The sequence below is a fragment of the Nocardioides sp. JCM 18999 genome (assembly GCF_055391175.1).
On the sequence record NZ_AP043887.1, the window covers coordinates 1,272,243 to 1,292,733 of the forward strand.

A 20,491-nucleotide genomic window follows, 5' to 3' on the forward strand; every position below is an offset into this window, starting at 1 on the left:
ACCGCTCAGTCGGTTGTGGAAGAGGTGCCCGCCGTGAGTCGGCAGCGGGCCAGGAACGCCTCGGGGCTCCTGCTCTCCAGCAGTTCCACCAGGACGCCGTCGTCGGTGGTGCCGTAGCAGACCGCGGCGATCCCGCCGCTGGACTCGGTGACCGGGTGGTGCCAGCGCACGCGGTCCAGGTCCGCCCGGAGCTCGGCGATCCCGGCGACGTCGAGGCAGAGGTGGTTGACGCCCAGGTCGACCGGACGGGCAGGCTCCTGAGAGCCGCCGTTCTGGAGCTCGACCCGGACCGGGCCCGGGATCGTCGGCAGCGGGTGGGTGCCGGCGTCGGCCACCCGGAGCCGGACGCCGACGAGGCCGGCGCTTCCGGGCTCGGCGGTGACCAGCTCGATCGGTGTCCCGTCCGGGCAGATCACCGGGGCGGTGTCGTCGAGGCCCAGTCGGGCTCGGACCTCGGCGACGTCGGGGACCGCCCAGGTCAGCGCGGCCACCCCGGGCGCGTCCGAGGCGCGCTGGGCCGGGGTGGGAGTGCTGAACGCGAAGAGCTCGAGGAAGGCGGTGTCGGTGCGCAGCAGCACGACCTCGGCCGAGGTGCCCTCGGTGGCGAGGGACTCGTCGGCGGGAGCGGTCCCGACCGGCCAGCCGAAGCCGCCGTGATCGATCGCGCCGAGGCCGTCGATCCAGAAGGCACGAGCGCGGGCGAGGTCGGCGACGCTCACTCCGACGTGGTTGAGCGCGACGACACCGGTCTCAGGCATGGGCGGCAACCTAGCGGGTTCACTCGGGGGTGCCCGCGCCGAACTCCTTGAAGAAGTAGAGCATCGGCTCGCTCTGTCCCGGCTCGGTGTCGGTGTAGCCGTGTCGCAGGTAGAACCGGCGCGCATCGACGTCCTCCCCGTCGACATTGATCTCCAGGACATCGCCGCCCCGTCGCCGTACGTCGTCCTCGACGGCGCCGAGCAGGATCGTGCCGAGTCCGCGGTTGCGATGGTCGGGGTCGACGTAGAGCTCGTCGAGCAGAGCCGCGGGGCCGTCGTACCAAGCGGTGGGGCGGAGCGAGACCAGGGCGACGCCGATGGCCGGCTCGCCGATCAGCACGGCGAACATCGTCCGACCGGCCAGGTGGGTGCTCAGTCGCTCGGTCAGGACGGGGATCCCCGGCGTCGGTGTGTCGAACTCGCGGTTGAAGGAATCGAGCAGCGTCGCGACGACGGCGGCGTCGGAAGGGGTGGCGATCCGCGGGCTCACGCCTCAACTCTCGCATTGCACTGGGGTTGTCGGGGCGTGGATCTGTTGATGTCGACCTAGATGGCGTACCGTGGTGGTGTTGAAGGGGCGGCTGTTGCCGTCCTGGCCGCACAACAGATGCGCGGTTTGTATCTCACTCTCCTGGTTTTCGGTTCGCTGGACATCAGCACCGGGGATGTCTTCAGCAGCCAGAGGGCACAGTGCCCTCCGGTACGAACAAAGGAAACAATCATGGCTCAGGGAACCGTCAAGTGGTTCAACGCTGAAAAGGGCTTCGGCTTCATCGCGCAGGACGGCGGCGGCGAGGACGTGTTCGTTCACTACTCCGCGATCCAGACCAACGGCTTCAAGTCGCTCGACGAGAACCAGAAGGTCGAGTTCGACCTCGCTTCCGGCCCCAAGGGTCCGCAGGCTGAGAACGTCCGCGCGATCTGATTTCGCGTAGACGAGCCCCGACCGCTTCGGCGGTCGGGGCTCGTTGCATTTCTGCCGGCCCGACGGGGTCGCGACCTTCACCCGCCGCTGACGGCTCGATAGTGTCCAAGCGTGACTGCCAGCGACTATGACGAGTTCGCCGTGGCGTACTCGGCCGAGAACGAGTCCGGTCTCTTCAACGCCTACTACGAGCGCCCGGCGATGCTCGACCTGGCCGGCGAGGTCACCGGCCAGCGGGTTCTCGACGCAGGGTGCGGGTCCGGGCCGTTGACGGCCGCTCTCCGTGCACGGGGAGCCGTGGTCACGGGCGTCGACTCCAGTGCCGCGATGGTCGACCTGGCCCGCCAGCGGCTGGGCGAGGATGCCGACCTGCACGTAGCCGACCTCGCCGAGCCGTTGCCGTTCGCCGCCGGCGAGTTCGATGCGGTCATCGCCTCCCTCGTCCTCCACTACCTGGAGGACTGGGAAGGTCCCCTCGCTGAGCTGCGACGTGTGCTGAAACCGGGCGGGCGCCTCCTGGTCTCGGTGAACCACCCCTGTGCGTACCCGATCAACTACCCCGAGGCCGACTACTTCGCGGTGACCAAGTACTCCGAGGACTACGTCTTCGACGGTCAGGTGACGTGGCTGACCTTCTGGCACCGACCCCTGAGCGCCGTGTCGGACTCCTTCGCGAAGGCCGGCTTCCGCATCACGGCCGTCAGCGAACCGCCTCCTGCGCCGGACACACCCCAGGATGTTCTGCCCCCGGGCCTGGAGCCTGGCCAGTCGTTCATCTGCTTCCTGTTCTTCGTCCTGGAGACGGTCTGAGCCATGAGTGGCTACGGCGAGCTGGCCGAGGTGTACGAGTGGCTGATCTCGGACGCGAAGCTGGCACCGGCCGACTTCGCGGCCTCCTTCGACGAGTTCATCAGCGATCTGCCGTCGCAGGCTCGTGTTATCGATTGTTCCTGCGGAACGGGACAGCTGGCCGTCGGTCTCGCCGGTCGTGGCCTGCAGGTCGTCGCGACCGACGCCAGCGAGGCGATGGTGCGTCGGACCGCGGAGCTCTCGGAGGAGTTCGGGGCAGGGGTCCGGACGGTGCGGGCGGCGTGGCAGGAGCTGCCCGACCACTTCGATGACGCCACCTTCGACCTGGTGTTCTGCGTCGGCAACTCGCTGCACCACGCGGAGGGTGCGAGCGGCAGGCTCGCTTCTCTGGCCGCGATGGCACTGCTCCTGCGCCCTGGCGGCCGTCTCGTGCTCACTTCCCGCACCTGGGAGCTCGTGCGGGCCCGAGGGTCCCGGCTGGACATCAGCGACCGACTGGTCCGCCGGAACGGCCGCGATGCCGTCCTGGTCTACCGCTGGGAGATCGCGCCGCAGTGGGAGGACGAGCACCACATCGAGATCGCCGTCGCGCAGGTCGATCCGCCTGGGTCGGTGCTGGTCCGCTCGGAGCTGCTGTCGTGCTGGCCCTACCGGCACGACGAGCTCGAGGCCGACCTGCACCGGGTCGGCCTCAGGACGGAGCTGAGCACGTTCAGCCTCGAGGCCGAGAACTACACCGTGGTGGCGACCAAGGCCTAGCCGACCTTCAGCCCAGCGGCTCGATGCTGACGGCGGTGCCGTAGGCGCACACCTCGATGCCGGTCCCGGCGAACTCGGTGGTCTCGAAGCGGAAGGCGACCACGGCGTTGGCGCCACGGGTCTCGGCTTCTGCCGCCAGCCGAGCCAGGGCCTCCCGTCGGCAGTCCTGGAGGAGCTGGGTGATGCCCTTGAGCTCGCCGCCGGCGAGCGCCTTGAACCCTGCCCCGATGTTGGAACCGACGTTGCGGGACCGGACGGTGAGCCCGAACACCTCCCCGAAGGTGTGGGTGATGCGGGCACCGGGGACGTCGTTGGTCGACACGATGATCACGAGCTACTTCTCCGATCCTGAGGGCGCTGCGGTCGCTGGGGCGTCGCTGCGTGTGCGAACGCGAGTGATGGCCACCCCGAAGGCTGCGGCGATCGGGTACATGAGGATCGAGTAGACGGCGATGGGGATCGCGACCTCCTCGTTGTCGAGCACGCTGAGGGCGATCGTGAGCGCCACGGTGGTGTTGTGGATGCCGATCTCGAACGAGGTCGCGATGGACTGCCGCTCGCTCAGCTTCAGGGTGCGGGCCGCCAGATAGCCGAGGGTCAGGTTCAGCACGCAGAAGAGGGCCATCAGCAGTCCCACCTGCTGGAGGTAGTCGCCGAGGTGCTCCTTCTCGCCGAGGATGGCGCCGATCGAGACCACCACGAGGACCGTGATGGAGAAGATCCGGACCGGACGGTCGGCCCGCACGGCGAACCCGAGTGCGCGTGAGCGGACGTACATCCCGATCACCACGGGGATCAGGACGATCGCGATGACCTGCAGGATCTTGCCGAACTGGAGTCCGAGGTCCTGGTCCGCCTCGAAGTGGTTGATCGCGAGGTTCGTGATGACCGGGATGGTGACCACCGCGATCACCGAGTTGATGGCCGTCAACGTGATGTTCAGTGCGACGTCGCCCTTGAAGAGGTGGCTCATCAGGCTGGCCGTCGTACCGCCCGGCGACGACGCCAGCAGCATCACGCCGACCGCGAGCAGCGGGTCGATGTCGAAGGCGAGGACGAGAACGAAGGCGATCGCGGGCAGGACGAGGATCTGCATGACCAGCGCGACCACCACCGCCCGCGGGCTCCGGGCCACCGCCTTGAAGTCGCCGACCGTCAGGCCGAGCCCGAGGCCGAACATGATGATGGCCAGAGCGATCGGGAGGCCGATGCTGATGAGCGGTGAGTCGGTCATTGCCTGATCCCCTTCTGGTGACGTGACGAAAGTTACACCCGGATCTCGATCGCCGACCGGGATCGAGGATCCGCGGTACGTTGCGGCGATGCCGCGCCGCGGTCCGAAGCCCCGACAGGAGACCCCATGACCAACGACCAGAATCCGTCGACGCCCGTCCGGCCCTTCACGCGTCAGTCCACCGTGGCCGAGCTGGCCACGACGCTGCCCGGGCGCGGGTTCAAGGCGATGATCGTGCGCCAGCTCCCGCCGGTCGCGACCGAGAAGGAGCGGCAGGAGCTGGAGGACATGACCCTCGGCCTGCCGTTGGAGACCCTGGTCGAGCTGTCCGAGGGCAAGCTCCCCTGGGGGATCGCCGACTCGGTCCTCGACCTGGCGAACCGCAAGCCGTTGCGGCTGATCCCGCGCGGGGTCGGGGCTGGCGCCGACGCGGTCAAGAAGGTCGCTCGCGCGGTTCGCCGCTGATCAGGCGCTGACCGTCGGCGCAGCTATCTCGAGGCGCCGTACGTCGCGTGAGAAGAGGGCGGCCACCTCCACGACTGCAAGCGCGCCGGCCACGACGAGCAGCCACGTGCGGGCCCCGACCGCTGCGGCGGCGGGGCCCGTGAGCGCCAGCCCGATCGGGCGGGCGACGAACGACCCGACCAGGTCGAAGGAGTAGACCCGGGCGAGCTTGTCCTCCGGGATTTTCTGCTGGATCGAGAGGTCCCAGAAGACCGAGAAGATCGACAGGCCGAGGCCGTGGAGGAACGCGCCGGCGAGGATCACGGGCAGCTGGTCCGAGAGCGCCATCGCCAACGGGAACAGGCAGGTGAACGTCAGCATCACCGCTCCCGCGAACAGAGCTCGGCGGGGTCGCCAGCGCAGGCAGACCAGCCCGCCCGCGACGAACCCGGTCATCATCGCCCCGAGCGCCAGGCCCCAGGCTCCGCGGCCGATGCCCTCCCCGACCACGACGGGTCCGAGGACGTTCTGAGCGCCGCCGTAGAACAGGTGGTAGACCAGCGCCTGGCCGATGAGGAGCCAGAGCCAGGTGTGCCGCAGGACCTCGCGAGCACCCTCGCCGAGGTCGGCCAGCATCGACGGTCGCGGGCCGTCCGGTCGGGTGTGCTCGACCCGCAGCCGGGAGTAGGCGAACGCCGCGAAGGCGAAGGTGGCGGCGTCGATCAGCACCGCCCACCCGACCCCGGCGACGGCGACGAGCACGCCGCCGGCGACCGCTCCGACGACCATGCCGAGCTGCTGGGACAGGGCCCGGACCGCCACCGCGTCACCCAGGTCGTCGGCCGGGACGACCAGTCGGGTCATCGCCTGGGCCGACGGCTGGCTGAGTGCCGACAGGACACCCGTCACCATGCCGAGCCCGGCCAGCATCGGGATGGTCGCGACGTCGGTGAGCAACGTCAGTGCCATCGCGACCTCGACGACGGCGCTCGCCGCGGCCGAGCCCTCCATCATCAGCTTGCGTGAGACCCGGTCCCCGAGCACGCCGCCGATCAGGGTCGTGGTGACCTCGGCCGCCGCGAACGATGCCACCACCAGGCCGAGCTCGGTGGCCGAGCCGCCCAGGTCGAGGACGGCGAACGCGAGCGCGATCGGGGTGATCGCGTTCCCGAACGAGCTCACCGAGGCGCCGGCAACGAGGAACCGGAAGTCGCGGTGTCGCAGCGGACCCGTCCACGAGGCTTGGCGAGGCGAGTCCATGGGAAGAAACTAGTGACCGAGCTGGGCATGGGGCGCAGTCGGGGGAGGGGTGGCCGATGTGACTGGTCCACGCGTTCGCGATGTCGCCGTGGCTGCTCTCGGCGGCGTCGTCCTGTTCCTGCTGCTCGACCCGGCCAGCGGCCAGGACAGCAGCCCACCGACCTGTTGGAACCACGTGGGAGGCGAGGTCGACTGCGGATCCTCAGCGTGGCCCGTTGCCCTCGCTACGACGGCGGTCGTGTTCCTCGGGATGTGGCTGATCGGCGCCGCTAGGCGGGCGCGATCACCAGGTCGCTGACTTCGTAGCACTCCTCGTCATCCATCGCCCGGGTGTCGTGGTCGATCGACAAGGACCGGGGGAGATCGGCCTCATCGAGCTGCAGGTCGACCTCGGCCCCGGGCTCGGCGGACTCCGCCAGCTCGGCGAGTCCGGCCAGCGTCGGCACGTCGGTGACGTCGGGTCGGTACGACGACGTCGGGTCGAGGCTCTCGACGGACGCGACCCGTCCGTCGCGCACGACCACGTCGAACCGGCCGATGAGGGTGCGCTCGCCGCACGACGACTCCAGCACGAAGCGGTACGAGTCAGGGACCGGTCCCACGGACGGGAGCGGGTCGCGAGCCGCGGAACCGTCGCTCTCGCCGCAGGCGGCGAGCCCGGACAGGGCCAGAGCGGCCGGAGCCAGCCCGCATGCGACCGCGAAGCGTCGCACTCAGAACCCGCGGGTCCAGACGACCTGCTCGTGCAGCTTCTCGCTGCGCCAGCCGACCCCGGTGCGGATGAAGGTGTGGTGGTAGAAACCGCCGACCTCGACCAGCCGTTCACCGCCGGCCCCGTCGCTGATCAGCATCGGGTTGTGGAAGTACGCCGTCACCTGAGCCTGGTCGGCCGGCCAGCCGTCCACCCGGAAGGCCACCTGGCCCAGGGTGTGCATCCGCTTGGTGGAGAACGCGGGCAGGTTCTCGGCCAGCCACGGCTTCACCTCAGCGAAGGTCGCCGACAGCCCGCCCGACTCGGTGTAGTCGATCTGGGCGTCGGGGGTGAAGACCGTGTCGAGGTCGTCCCAGGTGCCCAGGTCCACGGCCAGGGTGTAGCGGATCAGGGCGTCGGTGATCTCGGTGCGGCTCTCGATGTCGATCATGCGTTCTCTCCAGTCGTGTCGCGGCGGTCTGGTGCGGTCTCGTCGCTGCGCTCCAGGACGATCACCGGGATCACCCGGTCGGTCCAGGCCTCGTAGGTGGCGAAGTCGGCGTACAGGTCGACCAGGCGCGGCCACAGCTCGGCGCGCTCGGTCTCGTCGGCGATCCGGGCCCGGACCGCGATCCGGCCCTGGCGGGGGACGTGCACGGTGGTGTCGGGTTGGGCGACGAGGTTGCGCACCCACTGCGGGTCCTTCGGCAGTCCGCCCTGGGAGCCGACAATCACGAACCGGGGACCGTCAGCCATGAACAGCAGCGGAGCGGTGAAGGTGGCGCCGCTCTTGCGGCCGACGTGGTCGAGCAGCAGGACCGGGACCGGCTTCTTCCAGCCCGCTCCGATCCGCCACTTCCCGCCGACGCGACCGTTGGTCAGCCTGAACAGCCGGGTGTTGATCTTGGACCCGTACTTGATCAGCGTGACCGTCGCCGGGGAGTCGAGGCCGTCGGGGCGAGCGGTTGGAAGTCCCATGGTGTGAACTCTGGCACATTTCTAGAACACGTTCTAGTGTGACGGTCATGCGGTTCACCTACGCCGAGGCGATGACGCGCTCGGCCTACTACGTGCCTCTCGCCCAAGCCGCCGAAGCGGCCGGCTACACCTCGATGACGGTCGCGGACTCGATCCTCTATCCGGAGGAGTCCGACTCGACCTATCCCTACACCGACACCGGCGACCGGGAGTTCCTGCAGGGGAAGGAGTTCATCGAGGCCACGGTGCTCTGCGCCCAGCTCTTCGCGGTGACGAGCACGCTCCGGCTGACGCCGTTCGTCTACAAGCTCCCGGTGCGACAGCCGGTGCTCTTCGCCAAGCAGGTCTCCTCGCTGGCGGTGATCAGCGACAACCGGCTCGGCCTCGGCGTCGGGCTGAGCCCGTGGCCCGACGACTTCCTCGCCCTCGGCGTGCCGTGGGAGCGGCGCGGGAAGCGGATGGACGAGTGCATGGACATCCTGCGTGGGCTCAACTCAGGGGAGTTCTTCGGCTTCGACGGCGAGTTCTACTCCTTCCCTCCGCTCCAGCAGTGCCCCGCTCCGACGAAGCCGGTCCCGTTGCTGGTCGGCGGTCACTCCGACGCGGCCCTCAAGCGGGCGGTGCGCAAGGGCGACGGCTGGATGCACGCCGGCGGCGACGGCGAGGAGCTCGACCGGATGCTCGACCGGCTCGCCGAGATCCGGAAGGCCGAGGGCGACACCCGTGGCCCCGACGAGTTCGAGATCCACGTCATCTCCTACGACGCCTACACGCCCGACGGGATCAAGCGCCTCGAGGACAAGGGCGTGACCGACGTGATCGTCGGATTCCGGGTGCCCTACATCGTCGGCGACGACACCGAGCCCTTGGAGACCAAGATCCGTCACCTCAACAAGTACGCGGAAACCATCATCGAGAAGGTGAACTGATGGCTGACACCAGCGACGACGCGGCCGACCAGGCGGCCGACCAGGCCGTCGACAGGGCCCGCATCACGCAACCCTTCATCGACGCGATCGCCGAGGCCGAGCGACTGATCGAGACCGCGCCCAACATCCACACCGAGCAGGACCTGCTCGAGGGCTACGACTACCTGTCGGGCCGGATCCGGGCCTCGCTCCAGCTCAGCTTCGACTACGACCTCGACCGACCGGTGCTGATCAACTCCACGCACCAGTTCTCCAAGCAGGGCCTCGACAACCCCGACGCGGTCTACTTCCACGCCTGGATCACCGACGGGGCGTCGTACGTGCTGCGCGGCAAGCGTGGCACCAGCGCCGACCTGTCCTTCCAGGTGATGGGCGGCGGGTACGACGTCAACGGTGCGCCGCCGTCCCTGGCCGCGTTCGACGACCGCGAGCTCGAGATCGCCCCCGACGGCACCTTCGAGCTGCACCTCGGTCCGTACGACCAGGGCGCGAAGACGCTGATCATCCGTGAGGTGTTCAACGACTGGAACACCGAGGAGCGCGGCACGCTCTGGATCGAGCGGACCGACACGGTCGGCAAGCCGGCCAAGGCGCTGGTCCGCAGCCGGCTCGAGCGCAAGTACGACGTCGCGGCCCGCCTGCTCACCGGGTCGATCCAGACCTGGCTCGCGTTCCCGCACTGGTTCCAGTACAAGGAGCCGGCCAACACCCTGACCGTCCCGGCCTCCACGCCGGGCGGGCTGGCGAGCCAGTTCTCCTCGATCGGGCACTACAAGCTCGCCGACGACGAGGCACTCATCGTCGAGGTCCCACGCTGCGACGACGCCGCCTACCAGGCGATCCAGATCGGCTCGGACTGGTACGCGTCGACGGACTACGAGACCCACCAGACCAGCCTGACCAAGGCGCAGGCCGTCACCGACGCCGACGGAGTGATGCGGTTCGTCATCTCCGAACGCCCGCCGGTGCACGAGCGCGCGGTCGCCAACTGGCTCGAGGCCACCGGTCACCAGACGGGACCGATCATGCTGCGTTGGCAGCACCTCACGCGGGATCTCACCGCCGCTGACGGACCCACGGCCAAGGTCGTGAAGCTCGCCGATGTCCCCGCACACCTTGCGGGAGCTGCACCCCTGACGGCCGGCCAGTGGGCCGACCGAATCACCGCCCGCCAGCGGGCCATCGCACGGAGGATGCTCAGTTGATTCCACTTCTGCAGGACAAGGTCATCGTTCTCTCCGGTGTCGGACCCGGTCTGGGCCGTTCACTGGGGGAGCAGGCCGCTGCCATGGGGGCCGACCTGGTGCTGGTCAGCCGCACGGAGTCGCGGCTGGAGAAGATGGCGGCCACCGTCCGTGAGATGGGCCGTCGCGCCCTGGTCGTCCCCACCGACATCCAGGACGAGGTGGCACGGGAGCGCCTCGTCGAGGCCGCGCTCAACGAGTTCGGCCGGGTCGACTGCCTGATCAACAACGCCTTCGCGATCCCGCCGATGGACCCGCTGACCAGCCTCAGCGTGGACAGTCTCCGGATCGCCCAGGAGACCAACGTCTTCGCGCCGCTGCGGCTCTCGGCCCTCTTCGCCGACGCCCTGGCCGAGACCCCGGAGAAGCCGGGCGGCTCGATCATCATGCTCAACTCCTGCGTGGTGTACTCCAGCCAGCCCGAGTACGCCGGCTACAAGCTCTCCAAGGGCGGTCTCGCGCACCTGGCCTCCAGCCTGGCCACCGAGCTGGGGCCGCGGGGGATCAGGGTCAACAGCGTCGCGCCGTCGTACATCTACGAGGACGTGAACAAGGCCTACTTCGACTGGCTCGCCGCCGAGTCGGGGCGGACCCACGAAGAGGTCTACGCGGAGAAGGCGGCACCGACCGACCTCAAGCGGCTCGCGAGCCCGGACGAGGTCGCCCAGGCGACGCTGTTCCTCGCCAGCGACCTGGCCAGCGCGATCACGGGCACGATGCTCAACGTGGACTGCGGAGAGTTCCATGCCAACTGAGACCGTCGAGGGCCCCCGCCAGCGCGCGGACGTCGGCAGCCTGGACGACATCAAGGAAGCGGCGATCCGGACCACCGGGCTGACCGACTTCGGGATCGAGCCCGGGTCGGGGTTCGAGGAGGGCTTCTCGATCCTGGTCGAGGACCTCGCCTCGCCCGAGGCCGGCCTGACCCCGATCGGGAACTACTTCCACCGCGCCCAGGTCAAGAGCGCCCTGGTCGGGCGGTTGATGACCCAGGCCCGGTTCGCGGAGTTCCCGGAGCACGCCGACGTGCCGATCGAGCGACCGATCTTCGTGACCGGCCTGCCGCGCACGGGTACGACGGCCCTGCACCGCCTCCTGGCGGCCGACCCCGGCCACCAGGGCCTGGAGATGTGGCTCACCGAGTTCCCCCAGCCGCGACCTCCCCGGTCGACCTGGGAGGACGACCCGATCTTCAACGCGATGCAGGGGGCGTTCCAGTCCCACCACATCGAGAACCCCGAGTTCATGGGCATCCACTACATGGATGCCACCAGCGTGGAGGAGTGCTGGCGGCTGCTGCGCCAGACCGGCAAGTCGATCAGCTTCGAGTCGTTGGCCAACGTGCCGCGCTACTCGACGTGGCTCGCCGGCCAGGACTGGAACGACGCCTATGCCCGGCACAAGGAGAACCTCCAGCTGATCGGACTCAACGACCCCGAGAAGCGCTGGGTGCTCAAGAACCCGTCGCACCTGGCCGCGCTCGACTCGTTGATGGCGATCTACCCGGACGCGCTGATCGTGAACTGCCAGCGTGACCCGGTCACGCTGATGGCCTCGGCCTGCTCCCTCTCCGCCGAGGCGACCGTGGGGATGTCGACCACGTTCGTCGGCGAGACGATCGGGTCGACCCAGCTGGAGATGCTCTCCCGCTCGTGGAAGACCTTCACCACGGCGCGGGCGAAGTACGACCAGGCGCAGTTCATCGACGTCGACTTCAAGTCCCTGGTCGCCGACCCGTTCGGCACCGTGGCCGCGATCTACGACCGGTTCGGGATGACGTGGAGCGCCGAGGCGCAGGCCGAGGTGACGCTGATCGACGAGGAGTCGAAGCACGGCAAGACCAAGCCGTCGCACGTCTACACGCTCGCCGACTACGGGCTCACCGAGGACCAGGTGCGGGCCGCGTTCTCCTGAGCGCCACAGACTCTCTCCACGGCGTCAGGTGGGGTGTCCGCGGAGAGTGAGAGGGGGCGGGGGTGCTTCGGCACCCCCGCCCCCTCGTTCGTCTCGGTCAGCCGTCTCAGTCCAGCCGCCGGACGAACAGCACGTACTCCTCGCTGCTCCCGTGGTCGGAGCTGAACCCGATGCGTTCGTGGAAGGCCACCGATGCCGTGTTGACGTGCGAGGTGACCGCGCGGACGACGTGCCGGTCGGCCGCACGGACCAGCTCGAAGAACCGGCCGTACAGCTCGCGCCCCAGCCCGGAACCTCGCAGCGTCGGGTCGACGCCGATGAAGTGCACGTAGGCCTCGTCCGGCCGCGCGGGGGAGAGGAACCCCACCAGGAAGCCCGCCAGCGTGTCGTCCGCGTACCGGGCGGTGAAGCTCGTCGGGTGGAAGTGGTCGAGGAACAGCGACGGCAGCAGGTGCCGCATCGGACGACCCCACCAGCCGTCGAGGACGGCGACGATGTCGTGGTGGTCCTGCGGGCGTGCAGGCTCGATGCGGAAGGTCGGGGCCACTCCCGAAGGTTACGGAACCGGGTCAGCCGTTCAACGTCAGACGCTGGGCCTCGGGGTCGGAGATCTTCAGCCGGGGACGGCCGACGGCCTTGCCGGCGGCGATCTCGGCGGCGTCGATCACCTTCCAGTCCCGGTAGGCGATCGCGGCGATCTCGCGCTCGGCGAGGAACTCGCTGAACGCGCTGGCCGACGGCTCGGCCAGCTCCCCGGCGACGTAGTCGTCGAGCACCGCCCGCACGGTCTCGGCGGCGCACTCGCGGTTGGTCCCGATCACGCCGCTCGGACCGCGCTTGGCCCAGCCGCTGACGTAGGTGCCCGGGACGCGCGAACCCTCGGCCGGGTCCAGGACGCGGCCACCCTCGTGGGCGAAACGGCCGAGGTTCTCGTCGAACGGCACGTCCGGCACCGCGATCGAGAGGTAACCCGTCGCCCGGACGATCAGACCTGCCTCGATCACCTCGGCGGCACCGCCGGTCGTCGGGACGACCTGGAGTCCCGTGGCGTGGTCGGTGCCCAGGACTGCCTCGGGGGTCAGGCCGAACCGGAACACGATCCGCTTGGCCTTGCTGCCGGTCGACGCGGCGGCCTGGAGGATCAGCGAGGCCTTCTCCTTGAGCGCGAACGTGGCCGGGGTGCGCTCGTCGGGGGTGAGCAGCTCGGCCAGACCCTCGGTCTCCGACGCCTCGACGACGACGTCGAAGTCGGGGTGGTCCACCAGGGCACGGAACTCGGGGCTGGTGAACGCTGCTTCGGCGGCACCGCGCCGGGCGATCACCACGACCTCCTCGATCGAGCTCGCGTCGAGCGCCTCGAGGGCGGCGGCGGTGACGTCGGAGGCCTCGAGGTGGTCGCGTCCGGCGAGCAGCAGGCGGGCGACGTCGAGGGCGACGTTGCCGTTGCCGATCACGACCGCGCGCGCGTGCGACAGGTCGGGGTCGAGCGCGGCACGGTCCGGGTGGCCGGCGTACCAGCCGACGAGCTCAGCAGCCGCGACCGAACCGGGCAGGTCCTCCCCGGCCAGGCCGAGCGAGCGGCCGCGGGAGGCGCCGGTCGCGTAGACGACGGCGTGGAAGTGCTCCATCAGCTCGGCATGGGTGACGTCGGTGCCGATCTCGAGGCCGAAGGCGGTTCGGGTGCGGCGGTGGTTGGCGATCTTGTCGAACGTCTCGGTGACGCCCTTGGTGTCGAGGTGGTCCGGCGCGACACCGAAGCGGACCAGGCCGCCGGGGGTCAGCAACCGGTCGATCACCGTGACCTCGACGTCGGCACGGCGGTTCGTGGACAGCTCGTCGGCGACGTACCACCCAGCGGGGCCCGAACCGACGACGGCGACCTTCAGCGGAGAGGCCTGGTCGGTGGCCTTCGGGCCGGAGCGCGGCGGGAAGCCGGGAGCGGGCTGCTCGCCGGTGAACTCGAAGTAGTCGGCGTTGACGGCGAGATAGTCCGCGAGGTGTCGCGGGACCTCCATCTCGGCGTAGATCGCGGTGGCGGGGCAGGCGTCGACGCAGGAGCCGCAGTCGATGCAGTCGTCCGGGTTGATGTAGAGCATCTCGGCGGTACCGAAACCGGGCTCGTCCGGCGTGGGATGGATGCAGTCGACCGGACAGACCTCGACACAGGAGGCGTCGTTGCAGCAGGAACGCGTGATGACATATGTCATGCGGTGATCCTATCCCAGAACTGAAACACGTTCTAGAAATTGGGTTAGGGTGTCGATATGAGTGAGGCGGCCTATTTCACCCGCACCGGCGACACCTTCACGCCCCTGCCGATCGCGGCCAGCCTGTGGAGCTCGGACCAGATGCACGGTGTCGCGGTGAGTGGCCTGCTGGCCAAGGGTATCGAGGAACGGCTCGACGCGCAGGGCCGTTCGGAGATGGTGCCCGCGCGCTACCGCGTCGACCTGTTCCGTGCCGCCCGGATGACCCCGACCTGGGTGACCACCACGATCGTGCGCGAGGGTCCCCGGATCCTGCTGATCGACGCCGAGGTGCACCAGCACGCCGAGGTCGACGGGGAGACGATCGACCGGGTCGTGGCCCGCGGCAGCGCCACCTTCCTGCAGCCCGGTGCCCAGCCGACCGGCCCCGTCTGGTCCGGCACGGACCGTGGCACCCCGCCGTCCCTCGACGTGGCTCCCGTCGGCACCGAGCTGCGACTGCCGCTGTGGCGCAGCGCGACCGACTGGTCGACCGACTTCGGTGCCCACCAGAACGCCGGCCGGCACGAGACCTGGCAGACCCCGGTCCCCACCGTGCTCGGTGAACCGATGACCCCGTTCGTCACCGTCGCCGCGATCGCGGACACGGCCAGCATGCTCACCAACTGGGGTGACGCGGGCGTGGAGTGGATCAACACCGATCTGGTCATCACCCTGAGCCGACGACCGCTCACCGGCGAGCTCGGCATGCGCGCCATCGACCACGTCTCCTCCGACGGCGTCGCGGCCGGGGTGGCCGAGGTGTTCGACCGGGGCGGCACCTTCGGCACGGTCACGATCAGCGCGCTGGGCAACGTCCGTCGCACCGTGAACTTCAGCGACGACCCGCATCACGTCGAAGGGGCGGGGTTCTCCAGGACGATCGCCTGATCGGCGAGGGCCGCCACCAGCGGATCGTGAGTCGCGACGACGATCGTCCGTCCGACCGCTGACGCTTCCCGGAGCACCTGTGCGACCAGCCCGGCGTGCGCTTCGTCCTGCTGCGACGTCGGATCGTCGAGCAGCAGCAACGGACGCCCTGAGTCGATCACCCGGGCGAGCATCAGCCGTTGACGTTCGCCGCCGGAGAGCACCCCCGCCGGGCGGCCGGCCAGTGCGGTCAGATCCAGCAGGTCGAGCACCTCGCGCACCGCGTCGACCGAGCCGTGCCCGAGCCCGCGGACCTGGCGCGCCAGCACCAGGTTGGCCGCCGCGTCGAGCTCGTCGGCCACCGTCGTCCGGTCCTGCACGATCGCCACCCAGCGCCGTCGCAGGACGGCCCGGTCGGACCGGGACAGCGCCCGCCACGACTCTCCCGCCACGCGGACGTCGCCCTCGTCCGCGTCCTCGAAGCCGGCGATCAGGTCGAGCAGCGTCGACTTGCCCGCCCCGGAGGCGCCGGAGACGACCGTGACCCCAGCCGTGTCGAGTCGGAGCTCCGACGGCAGCGGCAGGGGGCGGCCGCCGCGGTGCACGCGGAGCCCGGTCGCCTCGACCAGCGGGCCGACCGGCGACGCTGCGGTCGGGGGGACCGCCAGGCCGGGGTCAGCCGCACCGGTCGCTGCCTCGGCCGGGGTCAGCCGCACCCCGTCCGGGACGGGCTCGCTCACGACCAGGCGTCCCATCCGGGCGCGCTCGGGCTCCGGGAGGCGCAACCAGCCGCGGTCGTCGACCACGCTGCGCTCGGGCTGCCCGGGCCGCCACTCCTCCGAGATCCGGCCGTCGCGGATCCGCACGACCCGGTCGGCGATCGCGGCCGTCGTCGGGTCGTGGGTGACGAGCAGCAGGCTCGCGCCCCGATCGGAGACCGCCCGACGCAGGTGCTGGAGGACGGCCGCGGCCGCCTCGGGGGCGAGCCCGCTGGTGGGTTCGTCGGCGACGATCACCCGCGGGCCGTGGGCGAGCGCGGCGGCGATCGCGACCCGGTGGACCTCGCCGTCCGCGAACGCATCGGTCTCGCTCACCCCGAGCTCGGCCAGCACCGCGGCCGCCCGGTCGCGGGCCTCGGCCCGGCCGACGCCGCTGAGCCGGGACTGGAGCGCGACGTTCTCCAGCACGCTCAGCTCGGGACGCAGCGTCCGCAGCGACTGCTGGTCGATGATGCCGAGCAGGTCGCGCCGCACCGCGGTCCCGGGCGCGCGCCCGTCGATGCTGACGGCGCCGGCACTCGCGCTCACCTCCCCGGTGACGACCCGGACGAGCGTGGACTTCCCGGCGCCGTTGGGTCCGACCAGGGCGACGGCCTCACCCGCCGCGACGGTGAGGCTCAGGCCGCGCAGCGCCGCGACCGCGTCGCCGCTGGGCAGCGTGTAGAGACAGAACAGGTCGTGGATCTCGATCATCGCCGGGTCACCCCCGCCGGGGTCGGCTCGCGCAGCAGGAACGCCGTGCAGGTGCACGCGATCGCCACCGCGACCAGCGTGCCCGCGACCGCGATCGCCGCACCGGCCCCGCTGGTGGCGATCAACGGAGGCTCCATCGCCCGTCCCCACGCCTCCACGGCGATCACCCCGGCCACCCCGCGCACCAGCAGCAGTCCGGCGACCAGGCCGACCGGCAGGGCGATCACGCCCACCAGGACCGGTCGGAGGGCCAGCATCCTGCGCAGGGTCGCCGGGGTGGCACCTTCGGACTCCCAGGTGAGCAGCGCCTGGGCGCCGTCGCGCCGCTCGGCGAGGACGAGCACGATGACGGCGAGCCCGGCCAGGGCCAGGCCGCCGTACCCGAGCACCGTCAGCAACGTCCGGCCACCGCGGGCCGCCGGGTCCTGGCGCAGCGCCTGCGCGACCTCGTGCTGGGTCCGCAGGGTCGGCGCGGTGGCGAGCTCGGGCGGAGTCGTGCGCCCCCAGAGCTCAGCGACCTGCTGGCCCGGTTGGACGGCGTCCAGCGCGTCGGCGAGGGTGTCCCGGTCGGCCAGCACGAACGCCGGCCCGGCCGAGGGCAGCCGGGGCATCACGGCCACCACGCGGACCTCGAGGGGGGCGCCGACGGTGATCTGCAGGGTGCCGTTGCGCGCCAGGGCCGCGGTCGCCGGATCGACGGCGACGGGGACGACCGGGGCGGGACCCGGGGTGATCACCAGGGGCGCGCCGTCGAGTCGGTACGGCGTCGTCCGGACCGGCAGGCCGAGCGTGTTCTCGCCGAACGTGAGGTCGCCGGCCGGGGGTGCGACGTCGGTGGTGCCTTCGCCGCTGGCGTGCAGCCGCTGCTGGAGGTGGTCGGGCTGCTCGGTGACCACGAAGGCCGTCACTCGCCACGGTCCGCCCGACGGAAGGGGGCCGGTGAGCTCGTTCCCGGTGGTCCGGCTCGGTCGGAGCGCCACGGTGCCCGCGCGTCCGTCGGTGCCACGGAGGAAGAGGCGTCCGAGGAGGGCGGCGTCCCAGCCCGTGACGGGCAGGGTGAGGGCGCCCTCGGTCAACGGGTAGGTCCGGGGGGTGCCGGAGCCGCGGAGTGCCGCAGCGACCTCGGGAGCCGACCGGTCCGAGCCCGTCGTGCGCGACCAGCGGTCGATCCCGGCGACCAGGTCACTCGGTACGCCGAGGACTGACACGGTGTCGTGGACCCCCGGACTGGACTCGACGCTGCCCGCGCTGCGGAGCACGCCCTCGAGCCCGGAGATCGGCGCGGGAACGGTGGTGGTGAGCGGGGTGCTGCCGGCCGGGTCCAGGCGGACGCCGGTCGGCACCTGCCAGGCGGCCTGGTCCTGGGCGGCCGCAGCCAGGGTGGCGCCGTACCCGCCGGCGAAGACCATCGTGGTCACCGCTGCCGCGAGCAGCCCGGCTGTCGCCGCTGGGCGCAGCGCACCGCCGTGAGCGAGGCAGAGTCGGAGGGGGAGCGGCAGACGTCGCCGGGCCAGGGGACGGGTGAGAGCCCAGCCGCGGGCGGCGATCAGGCCGGCGAGGAGGCAGACGGCCGCCGGCAGCACCCAGACCAACGGGTCTCCGCCGGAGTCGTTCCCCCGTGCCGCGGCCAGGGCCACGGCTGGCAGGGCCAGCACGATCGCGGTCTCCACGCCGCGCCGGAGGCCACCTGCACGGCCGGGGTCCACCACGACGACCGCTGCCGCGGCCACCAGGGCGAGCAGGCCGAGGCCGACGCCGATCGCGACGGCGGGGCCGAGCGGCGCGGCCGGGGTGCCCCGGAGCAGAGCGACGAGGACGGCGACCAGCAGACCCGCGACCGCGCCCCCGAGCACCACGAGAGCCAACGTCAGCAGCAGCACGGAGCGACTCGTCCGCTCCGTGGCGCCGCGCCGCCGGAGCACGCCGCCCAGGGTCTGGAGATGAAGTACGAGGCCGGCGGCTCCGACCAGGGCGAAACCGATGATCAGGGCCGCCGCGAGGCCGTCGACCAGGGGGAACGTGGAGGTCGCTCGGCCCGCTCGCGCATCGGCCGCGCTCAGCGAGGTGGTGGTGATCAGGAGCTGTCCTGCGGGATCGGCTGCCGCCAGCTCCGCGCTGACGGACCGGACCCGGTCCAGGAAGTCCGGAACGCCGAGCTCGGCCACCCGGTCCGGGTCGAGGGTCGTGATCCAGTCCAGGTGCGACGTCAGCGCCGCGAGGGCGGGCAGCGACCTGAGGCCGTCGACGTCGGTCCCGAGCAGCAGGGGAGTGGTCGCCGGGTCGAACGGGCCGGTCGCGACCCGGGGATCGGTGAGCTCCGCCGTTCCGACGACCGCGAGGCCGAGCTCGGCGACGGCGCTGCGCAACGGCTCCAGCGCCGCGGCGCCGAGTCCGCGACCGGCGAGGAGGACCTCGCAGCGGGTCGCGGTGCACGGCGCAGGCCAGTGCCCGCCGGTCAGGTCGGCCCGGTCGCGCAGATCGTCGACGGCGGCGGGTTGGAAGGCCTCGCCCCGGTTGCTCAGCTGGCGGAACTCCAGCTGGCGGATCGCCGGAGTGGGGGTCAGCTCGCTCAGCAGCGGTCGAGGATCCTTGGCTTCGCCGGTCACCGCGACCAGCCGGTCGGCCGGGGACAGGGCGTCGACGGCCTGGGCGACCACCTCGCGTCGGACCTGATCGGCCTCGATGGCGGCGACCACGGGCAGGGTCGCGACCACGGCGATTCCGAGGGCGGCGACCAGCCACCGCCACCCCAGGTGGCGCAGCTGGGCGAGCGCGAGGCTGAACCGCATGGGCGTCAGTCTGCTCCCCAGCAGGTCCCGACGGCGGGAGGAAAACAGAACGGCCCCCGAATCTGCTGCTGCAGAGCCAGGGGCCGTCCTTGCCACGGTGGGTGATACTGGGTTCGAACCAGTGACCTCTTCGGTGTGAACGAAGCGCGCTACCACTGCGCCAATCACCCGTGATGCGAGTCAGAACAGTAGCGCAGTACAAATCGACAGTGAAATTCGGGACCTAAGTCTCGGATCCAAATCGCTCGACCGTCGTTGAAAGGGAAACGCCTGAACAAGGGGGAGTCCCATGTATGAGCCGCACGTGAACACCGAGTTCTCTCACAACATCACGCTCACCTGCCTCGACCCGTGGGGTCGCGAGGTCACGGTGCCGACGACGCTGGGCTACCGCAGCAACGATCCGTACGCGTTGTCGATGGTCTTCCACTCCGCCGCCGGCGACGTGGAGTGGATCGTCTCGCGCACCGCCCTGCTCCAGGGTCTGGCCACCTCGTGCGGTGAGGGTGACTTCAAGGTGCACCCGCACGTCGAGCCCGACGGTCGCGCCGTCGTGATCCTGGACTTCTCCTCGCCCGACGGCCATCTGGTCGCGCACGCCGAGTCCGCCGAGATCCAGTCCTTCCTCGCCCGCACCTTCGTCGCCGTGCCGGTCGGCACCGAGAGCGACCACATCGATCTCGATGCCCTGGTCGCCGACCTCCTCGGCACGGCGTCGAACTGAGTTCTCCCAGTCCGTTAGCCCTGTTTCACGCGTGAATCGGGCCTCCGACACCCCGGATTTGGTGCCCCTGGGGCGATCCGCTAATGTTCTCGACGCAAGCCCAGCCGGGGGAAACCCCGGGGAAGTAAGCATGCGGACGTAGCTCAGTTGGTAGAGCACGACCTTGCCAAGGTCGGGGTCGCGAGTTCGAGTCTCGTCGTCCGCTCTGAGGAACACTCAGATTTGTAGTGAGTGGTAGGCCTCCACGGTGGGTTGGCCGAGAGGCGAGGCAACGGACTGCAAATCCGTGTACACGGGTTCAAATCCCGTACCCACCTCACAGCACAACCCGCAGGACCACAACTGAATACGCACGGACGATTGGCGCAGCGGTAGCGCGCTTCCCTGACACGGAAGAGGTCACTGGTTCAATCCCAGTATCGTCCACCGAACACGGAGCCCCGA

The 20,491-nt window shown here is 70.4% G+C and carries 22 protein-coding genes and 4 tRNA genes; 13 read left to right on the forward strand and 13 right to left on the reverse strand.

The window, feature by feature from the left end; translation table 11 throughout:
* Positions 1-5: 5 nt before the first annotated feature.
* Both ACZ5J1_RS06105 and ACZ5J1_RS06110 read right to left on the reverse strand, forming a co-directional pair.
* A complete protein-coding gene (locus ACZ5J1_RS06105) occupies positions 6-758 on the reverse strand; it encodes a VOC family protein (RefSeq protein WP_464563500.1) in 753 nt (250 codons plus the stop codon).
* 19 nt (positions 759-777) lie between these two features.
* Positions 778-1,248, reverse strand: a complete 471-nt coding sequence (locus ACZ5J1_RS06110; RefSeq protein WP_464563502.1) for a GNAT family N-acetyltransferase — start codon at positions 1,246-1,248, stop codon at positions 778-780.
* A 231-nt stretch (positions 1,249-1,479) separates the two neighbouring features.
* Between ACZ5J1_RS06110 and ACZ5J1_RS06115 the strand changes: the two genes are divergently transcribed.
* From ACZ5J1_RS06115 to ACZ5J1_RS06125, 3 genes are all read left to right on the forward strand, one after another.
* Positions 1,480-1,683, forward strand: coding sequence for a cold-shock protein (locus ACZ5J1_RS06115; protein WP_464563504.1), 204 nt, complete (start codon positions 1,480-1,482; stop codon positions 1,681-1,683).
* Between the two features lie 111 nt (positions 1,684-1,794).
* On the forward strand, positions 1,795-2,493 hold the full coding sequence (locus tag ACZ5J1_RS06120; protein ID WP_464563506.1) for a class I SAM-dependent methyltransferase: 699 nt from the start codon (positions 1,795-1,797) through the stop codon (positions 2,491-2,493).
* Positions 2,494-2,496: 3 nt separating this feature from the next.
* Positions 2,497-3,252 (forward strand): class I SAM-dependent methyltransferase, encoded by a 756-nt coding sequence (locus tag ACZ5J1_RS06125; protein ID WP_464563508.1) that lies wholly within the window; start codon positions 2,497-2,499, stop codon positions 3,250-3,252.
* A gap of 7 nt (positions 3,253-3,259) precedes the next feature.
* Here the strand turns inward: ACZ5J1_RS06125 and ACZ5J1_RS06130 are convergent, their stop codons facing one another.
* Together ACZ5J1_RS06130 and ACZ5J1_RS06135 are read right to left on the reverse strand one after the other, a co-directional pair.
* A complete protein-coding gene (locus ACZ5J1_RS06130) occupies positions 3,260-3,583 on the reverse strand; it encodes a YbjQ family protein (RefSeq protein WP_464563510.1) in 324 nt (107 codons plus the stop codon).
* A 3-nt stretch (positions 3,584-3,586) separates the two neighbouring features.
* Positions 3,587-4,486 carry a bile acid:sodium symporter family protein gene (locus ACZ5J1_RS06135; RefSeq protein WP_464563512.1) on the reverse strand — a complete coding sequence of 300 codons (900 nt, stop codon included), beginning with the start codon at positions 4,484-4,486 and terminating at the stop codon, positions 3,587-3,589.
* A gap of 126 nt (positions 4,487-4,612) precedes the next feature.
* Between ACZ5J1_RS06135 and ACZ5J1_RS06140 the strand changes: the two genes are divergently transcribed.
* The gene (locus ACZ5J1_RS06140; RefSeq protein ID WP_464563514.1) at positions 4,613-4,951 is read left to right on the forward strand and encodes a hypothetical protein; all 339 of its coding nucleotides are present in this window, start codon (positions 4,613-4,615) and stop codon (positions 4,949-4,951) included.
* Here ACZ5J1_RS06140 and ACZ5J1_RS06145 read toward each other — a convergent pair whose 3' ends face one another.
* From ACZ5J1_RS06145 to ACZ5J1_RS06160, 4 genes are all read right to left on the reverse strand, one after another.
* Positions 4,952-6,190, reverse strand: a complete 1,239-nt coding sequence (locus ACZ5J1_RS06145) for an MFS transporter (protein WP_464563516.1) — start codon at positions 6,188-6,190, stop codon at positions 4,952-4,954. It lies immediately after the preceding gene.
* A 269-nt stretch (positions 6,191-6,459) separates the two neighbouring features.
* Positions 6,460-6,903 (reverse strand): DUF6174 domain-containing protein, encoded by a 444-nt coding sequence (locus tag ACZ5J1_RS06150; RefSeq protein WP_464563518.1) that lies wholly within the window; start codon positions 6,901-6,903, stop codon positions 6,460-6,462.
* On the reverse strand, positions 6,904-7,332 hold the full coding sequence (locus tag ACZ5J1_RS06155) for a nuclear transport factor 2 family protein (RefSeq protein WP_464563520.1): 429 nt from the start codon (positions 7,330-7,332) through the stop codon (positions 6,904-6,906).
* Positions 7,329-7,859 carry a nitroreductase/quinone reductase family protein gene (locus ACZ5J1_RS06160; protein WP_464563522.1) on the reverse strand — a complete coding sequence of 177 codons (531 nt, stop codon included), beginning with the start codon at positions 7,857-7,859 and terminating at the stop codon, positions 7,329-7,331. The genes ACZ5J1_RS06155 and ACZ5J1_RS06160 overlap by 4 nt, the downstream gene beginning before the upstream one ends.
* Positions 7,860-7,906: 47 nt before the next feature.
* On the opposite strand from ACZ5J1_RS06160, the gene ACZ5J1_RS06165 reads away from it, so the two are divergent.
* The 4 genes from ACZ5J1_RS06165 to ACZ5J1_RS06180 are packed head-to-tail and all read left to right on the forward strand — an operon-like array spanning position 7,907 to position 11,946.
* Positions 7,907-8,788, forward strand: a complete 882-nt coding sequence (locus ACZ5J1_RS06165) for a TIGR03619 family F420-dependent LLM class oxidoreductase (RefSeq protein WP_464563524.1) — start codon at positions 7,907-7,909, stop codon at positions 8,786-8,788.
* Positions 8,788-9,993 carry a hypothetical protein gene (locus tag ACZ5J1_RS06170; RefSeq protein WP_464563526.1) on the forward strand — a complete coding sequence of 402 codons (1,206 nt, stop codon included), beginning with the start codon at positions 8,788-8,790 and terminating at the stop codon, positions 9,991-9,993. Before ACZ5J1_RS06165 ends, ACZ5J1_RS06170 begins: the two co-directional genes overlap by 1 nt.
* Positions 9,990-10,787: an SDR family oxidoreductase gene (locus tag ACZ5J1_RS06175; protein WP_464563528.1), complete on the forward strand. Its 798-nt coding sequence runs from the start codon at positions 9,990-9,992 to the stop codon at positions 10,785-10,787. Before ACZ5J1_RS06170 ends, ACZ5J1_RS06175 begins: the two co-directional genes overlap by 4 nt.
* A complete protein-coding gene (locus tag ACZ5J1_RS06180; protein WP_464563530.1) occupies positions 10,777-11,946 on the forward strand; it encodes a sulfotransferase family protein in 1,170 nt (389 codons plus the stop codon). The genes ACZ5J1_RS06175 and ACZ5J1_RS06180 overlap by 11 nt, the downstream gene beginning before the upstream one ends.
* Positions 11,947-12,052: 106 nt before the next feature.
* Here ACZ5J1_RS06180 and ACZ5J1_RS06185 read toward each other — a convergent pair whose 3' ends face one another.
* Both ACZ5J1_RS06185 and ACZ5J1_RS06190 read right to left on the reverse strand, forming a co-directional pair.
* Entirely contained in the window at positions 12,053-12,493 is a 441-nt protein-coding gene (locus ACZ5J1_RS06185; RefSeq protein WP_464563532.1) for an N-acetyltransferase family protein, read from the reverse strand.
* A 22-nt stretch (positions 12,494-12,515) separates the two neighbouring features.
* Positions 12,516-14,153: an FAD-dependent oxidoreductase gene (locus tag ACZ5J1_RS06190; protein ID WP_464563534.1), complete on the reverse strand. Its 1,638-nt coding sequence runs from the start codon at positions 14,151-14,153 to the stop codon at positions 12,516-12,518.
* 57 nt (positions 14,154-14,210) lie between these two features.
* On the opposite strand from ACZ5J1_RS06190, the gene ACZ5J1_RS06195 reads away from it, so the two are divergent.
* Positions 14,211-15,083, forward strand: a complete 873-nt coding sequence (locus ACZ5J1_RS06195) for an acyl-CoA thioesterase domain-containing protein (RefSeq protein WP_464563536.1) — start codon at positions 14,211-14,213, stop codon at positions 15,081-15,083.
* Here the strand turns inward: ACZ5J1_RS06195 and ACZ5J1_RS06200 are convergent.
* From ACZ5J1_RS06200 to ACZ5J1_RS06210, 3 genes are all read right to left on the reverse strand, one after another.
* A complete protein-coding gene (locus ACZ5J1_RS06200) occupies positions 15,044-16,534 on the reverse strand; it encodes an ATP-binding cassette domain-containing protein (protein ID WP_464563538.1) in 1,491 nt (496 codons plus the stop codon). The genes ACZ5J1_RS06195 and ACZ5J1_RS06200 overlap by 40 nt on opposite strands.
* Positions 16,531-19,323 (reverse strand): hypothetical protein, encoded by a 2,793-nt coding sequence (locus ACZ5J1_RS06205; protein WP_464563540.1) that lies wholly within the window; start codon positions 19,321-19,323, stop codon positions 16,531-16,533. Before ACZ5J1_RS06205 ends, ACZ5J1_RS06200 begins: the two co-directional genes overlap by 4 nt.
* Before the next feature lie 98 nt (positions 19,324-19,421).
* Positions 19,422-19,493, reverse strand: a tRNA-Val gene (locus ACZ5J1_RS06210).
* 119 nt (positions 19,494-19,612) lie between these two features.
* Between ACZ5J1_RS06210 and ACZ5J1_RS06215 the strand changes: the two genes are divergently transcribed.
* From ACZ5J1_RS06215 to ACZ5J1_RS06230, 4 genes are all read left to right on the forward strand, one after another.
* Positions 19,613-20,047, forward strand: a complete 435-nt coding sequence (locus ACZ5J1_RS06215) for an SsgA family sporulation/cell division regulator (RefSeq protein ID WP_464563542.1) — start codon at positions 19,613-19,615, stop codon at positions 20,045-20,047.
* Between the two features lie 132 nt (positions 20,048-20,179).
* A tRNA-Gly gene (locus ACZ5J1_RS06220) sits at positions 20,180-20,252 on the forward strand.
* Positions 20,253-20,293: 41 nt separating this feature from the next.
* Positions 20,294-20,364 (forward strand) — tRNA-Cys (locus ACZ5J1_RS06225).
* 37 nt (positions 20,365-20,401) lie between these two features.
* Positions 20,402-20,473 (forward strand) — tRNA-Val (locus ACZ5J1_RS06230).
* Positions 20,474-20,491: the final 18 nt, after the last annotated feature.

Coding starts and splice junctions, on each gene's coding strand:
- ACZ5J1_RS06105 (WP_464563500.1), bottom strand. CDS start 758: ATGCCTGAGACCGGTGTCGTCGCGCTCAACCACGTCGGAGTGAGCGTC.
- ACZ5J1_RS06145 (WP_464563516.1), bottom strand. CDS start 6,190: ATGGACTCGCCTCGCCAAGCCTCGTGGACGGGTCCGCTGCGACACCGC.
- ACZ5J1_RS06155 (WP_464563520.1), bottom strand. CDS start 7,332: ATGATCGACATCGAGAGCCGCACCGAGATCACCGACGCCCTGATCCGC.
- ACZ5J1_RS06190 (WP_464563534.1), bottom strand. CDS start 14,153: ATGACATATGTCATCACGCGTTCCTGCTGCAACGACGCCTCCTGTGTC.
- ACZ5J1_RS06200 (WP_464563538.1), bottom strand. CDS start 16,534: ATGATCGAGATCCACGACCTGTTCTGTCTCTACACGCTGCCCAGCGGC.
- ACZ5J1_RS06165 (WP_464563524.1), top strand. CDS start 7,907: ATGCGGTTCACCTACGCCGAGGCGATGACGCGCTCGGCCTACTACGTG.
- ACZ5J1_RS06140 (WP_464563514.1), top strand. CDS start 4,613: ATGACCAACGACCAGAATCCGTCGACGCCCGTCCGGCCCTTCACGCGT.
- ACZ5J1_RS06215 (WP_464563542.1), top strand. CDS start 19,613: ATGTATGAGCCGCACGTGAACACCGAGTTCTCTCACAACATCACGCTC.
- ACZ5J1_RS06135 (WP_464563512.1), bottom strand. CDS start 4,486: ATGACCGACTCACCGCTCATCAGCATCGGCCTCCCGATCGCTCTGGCC.
- ACZ5J1_RS06160 (WP_464563522.1), bottom strand. CDS start 7,859: ATGGGACTTCCAACCGCTCGCCCCGACGGCCTCGACTCCCCGGCGACG.
- ACZ5J1_RS06115 (WP_464563504.1), top strand. CDS start 1,480: ATGGCTCAGGGAACCGTCAAGTGGTTCAACGCTGAAAAGGGCTTCGGC.
- ACZ5J1_RS06125 (WP_464563508.1), top strand. CDS start 2,497: ATGAGTGGCTACGGCGAGCTGGCCGAGGTGTACGAGTGGCTGATCTCG.
- ACZ5J1_RS06180 (WP_464563530.1), top strand. CDS start 10,777: ATGCCAACTGAGACCGTCGAGGGCCCCCGCCAGCGCGCGGACGTCGGC.
- ACZ5J1_RS06170 (WP_464563526.1), top strand. CDS start 8,788: ATGGCTGACACCAGCGACGACGCGGCCGACCAGGCGGCCGACCAGGCC.
- ACZ5J1_RS06205 (WP_464563540.1), bottom strand. CDS start 19,323: ATGCGGTTCAGCCTCGCGCTCGCCCAGCTGCGCCACCTGGGGTGGCGG.
- ACZ5J1_RS06195 (WP_464563536.1), top strand. CDS start 14,211: ATGAGTGAGGCGGCCTATTTCACCCGCACCGGCGACACCTTCACGCCC.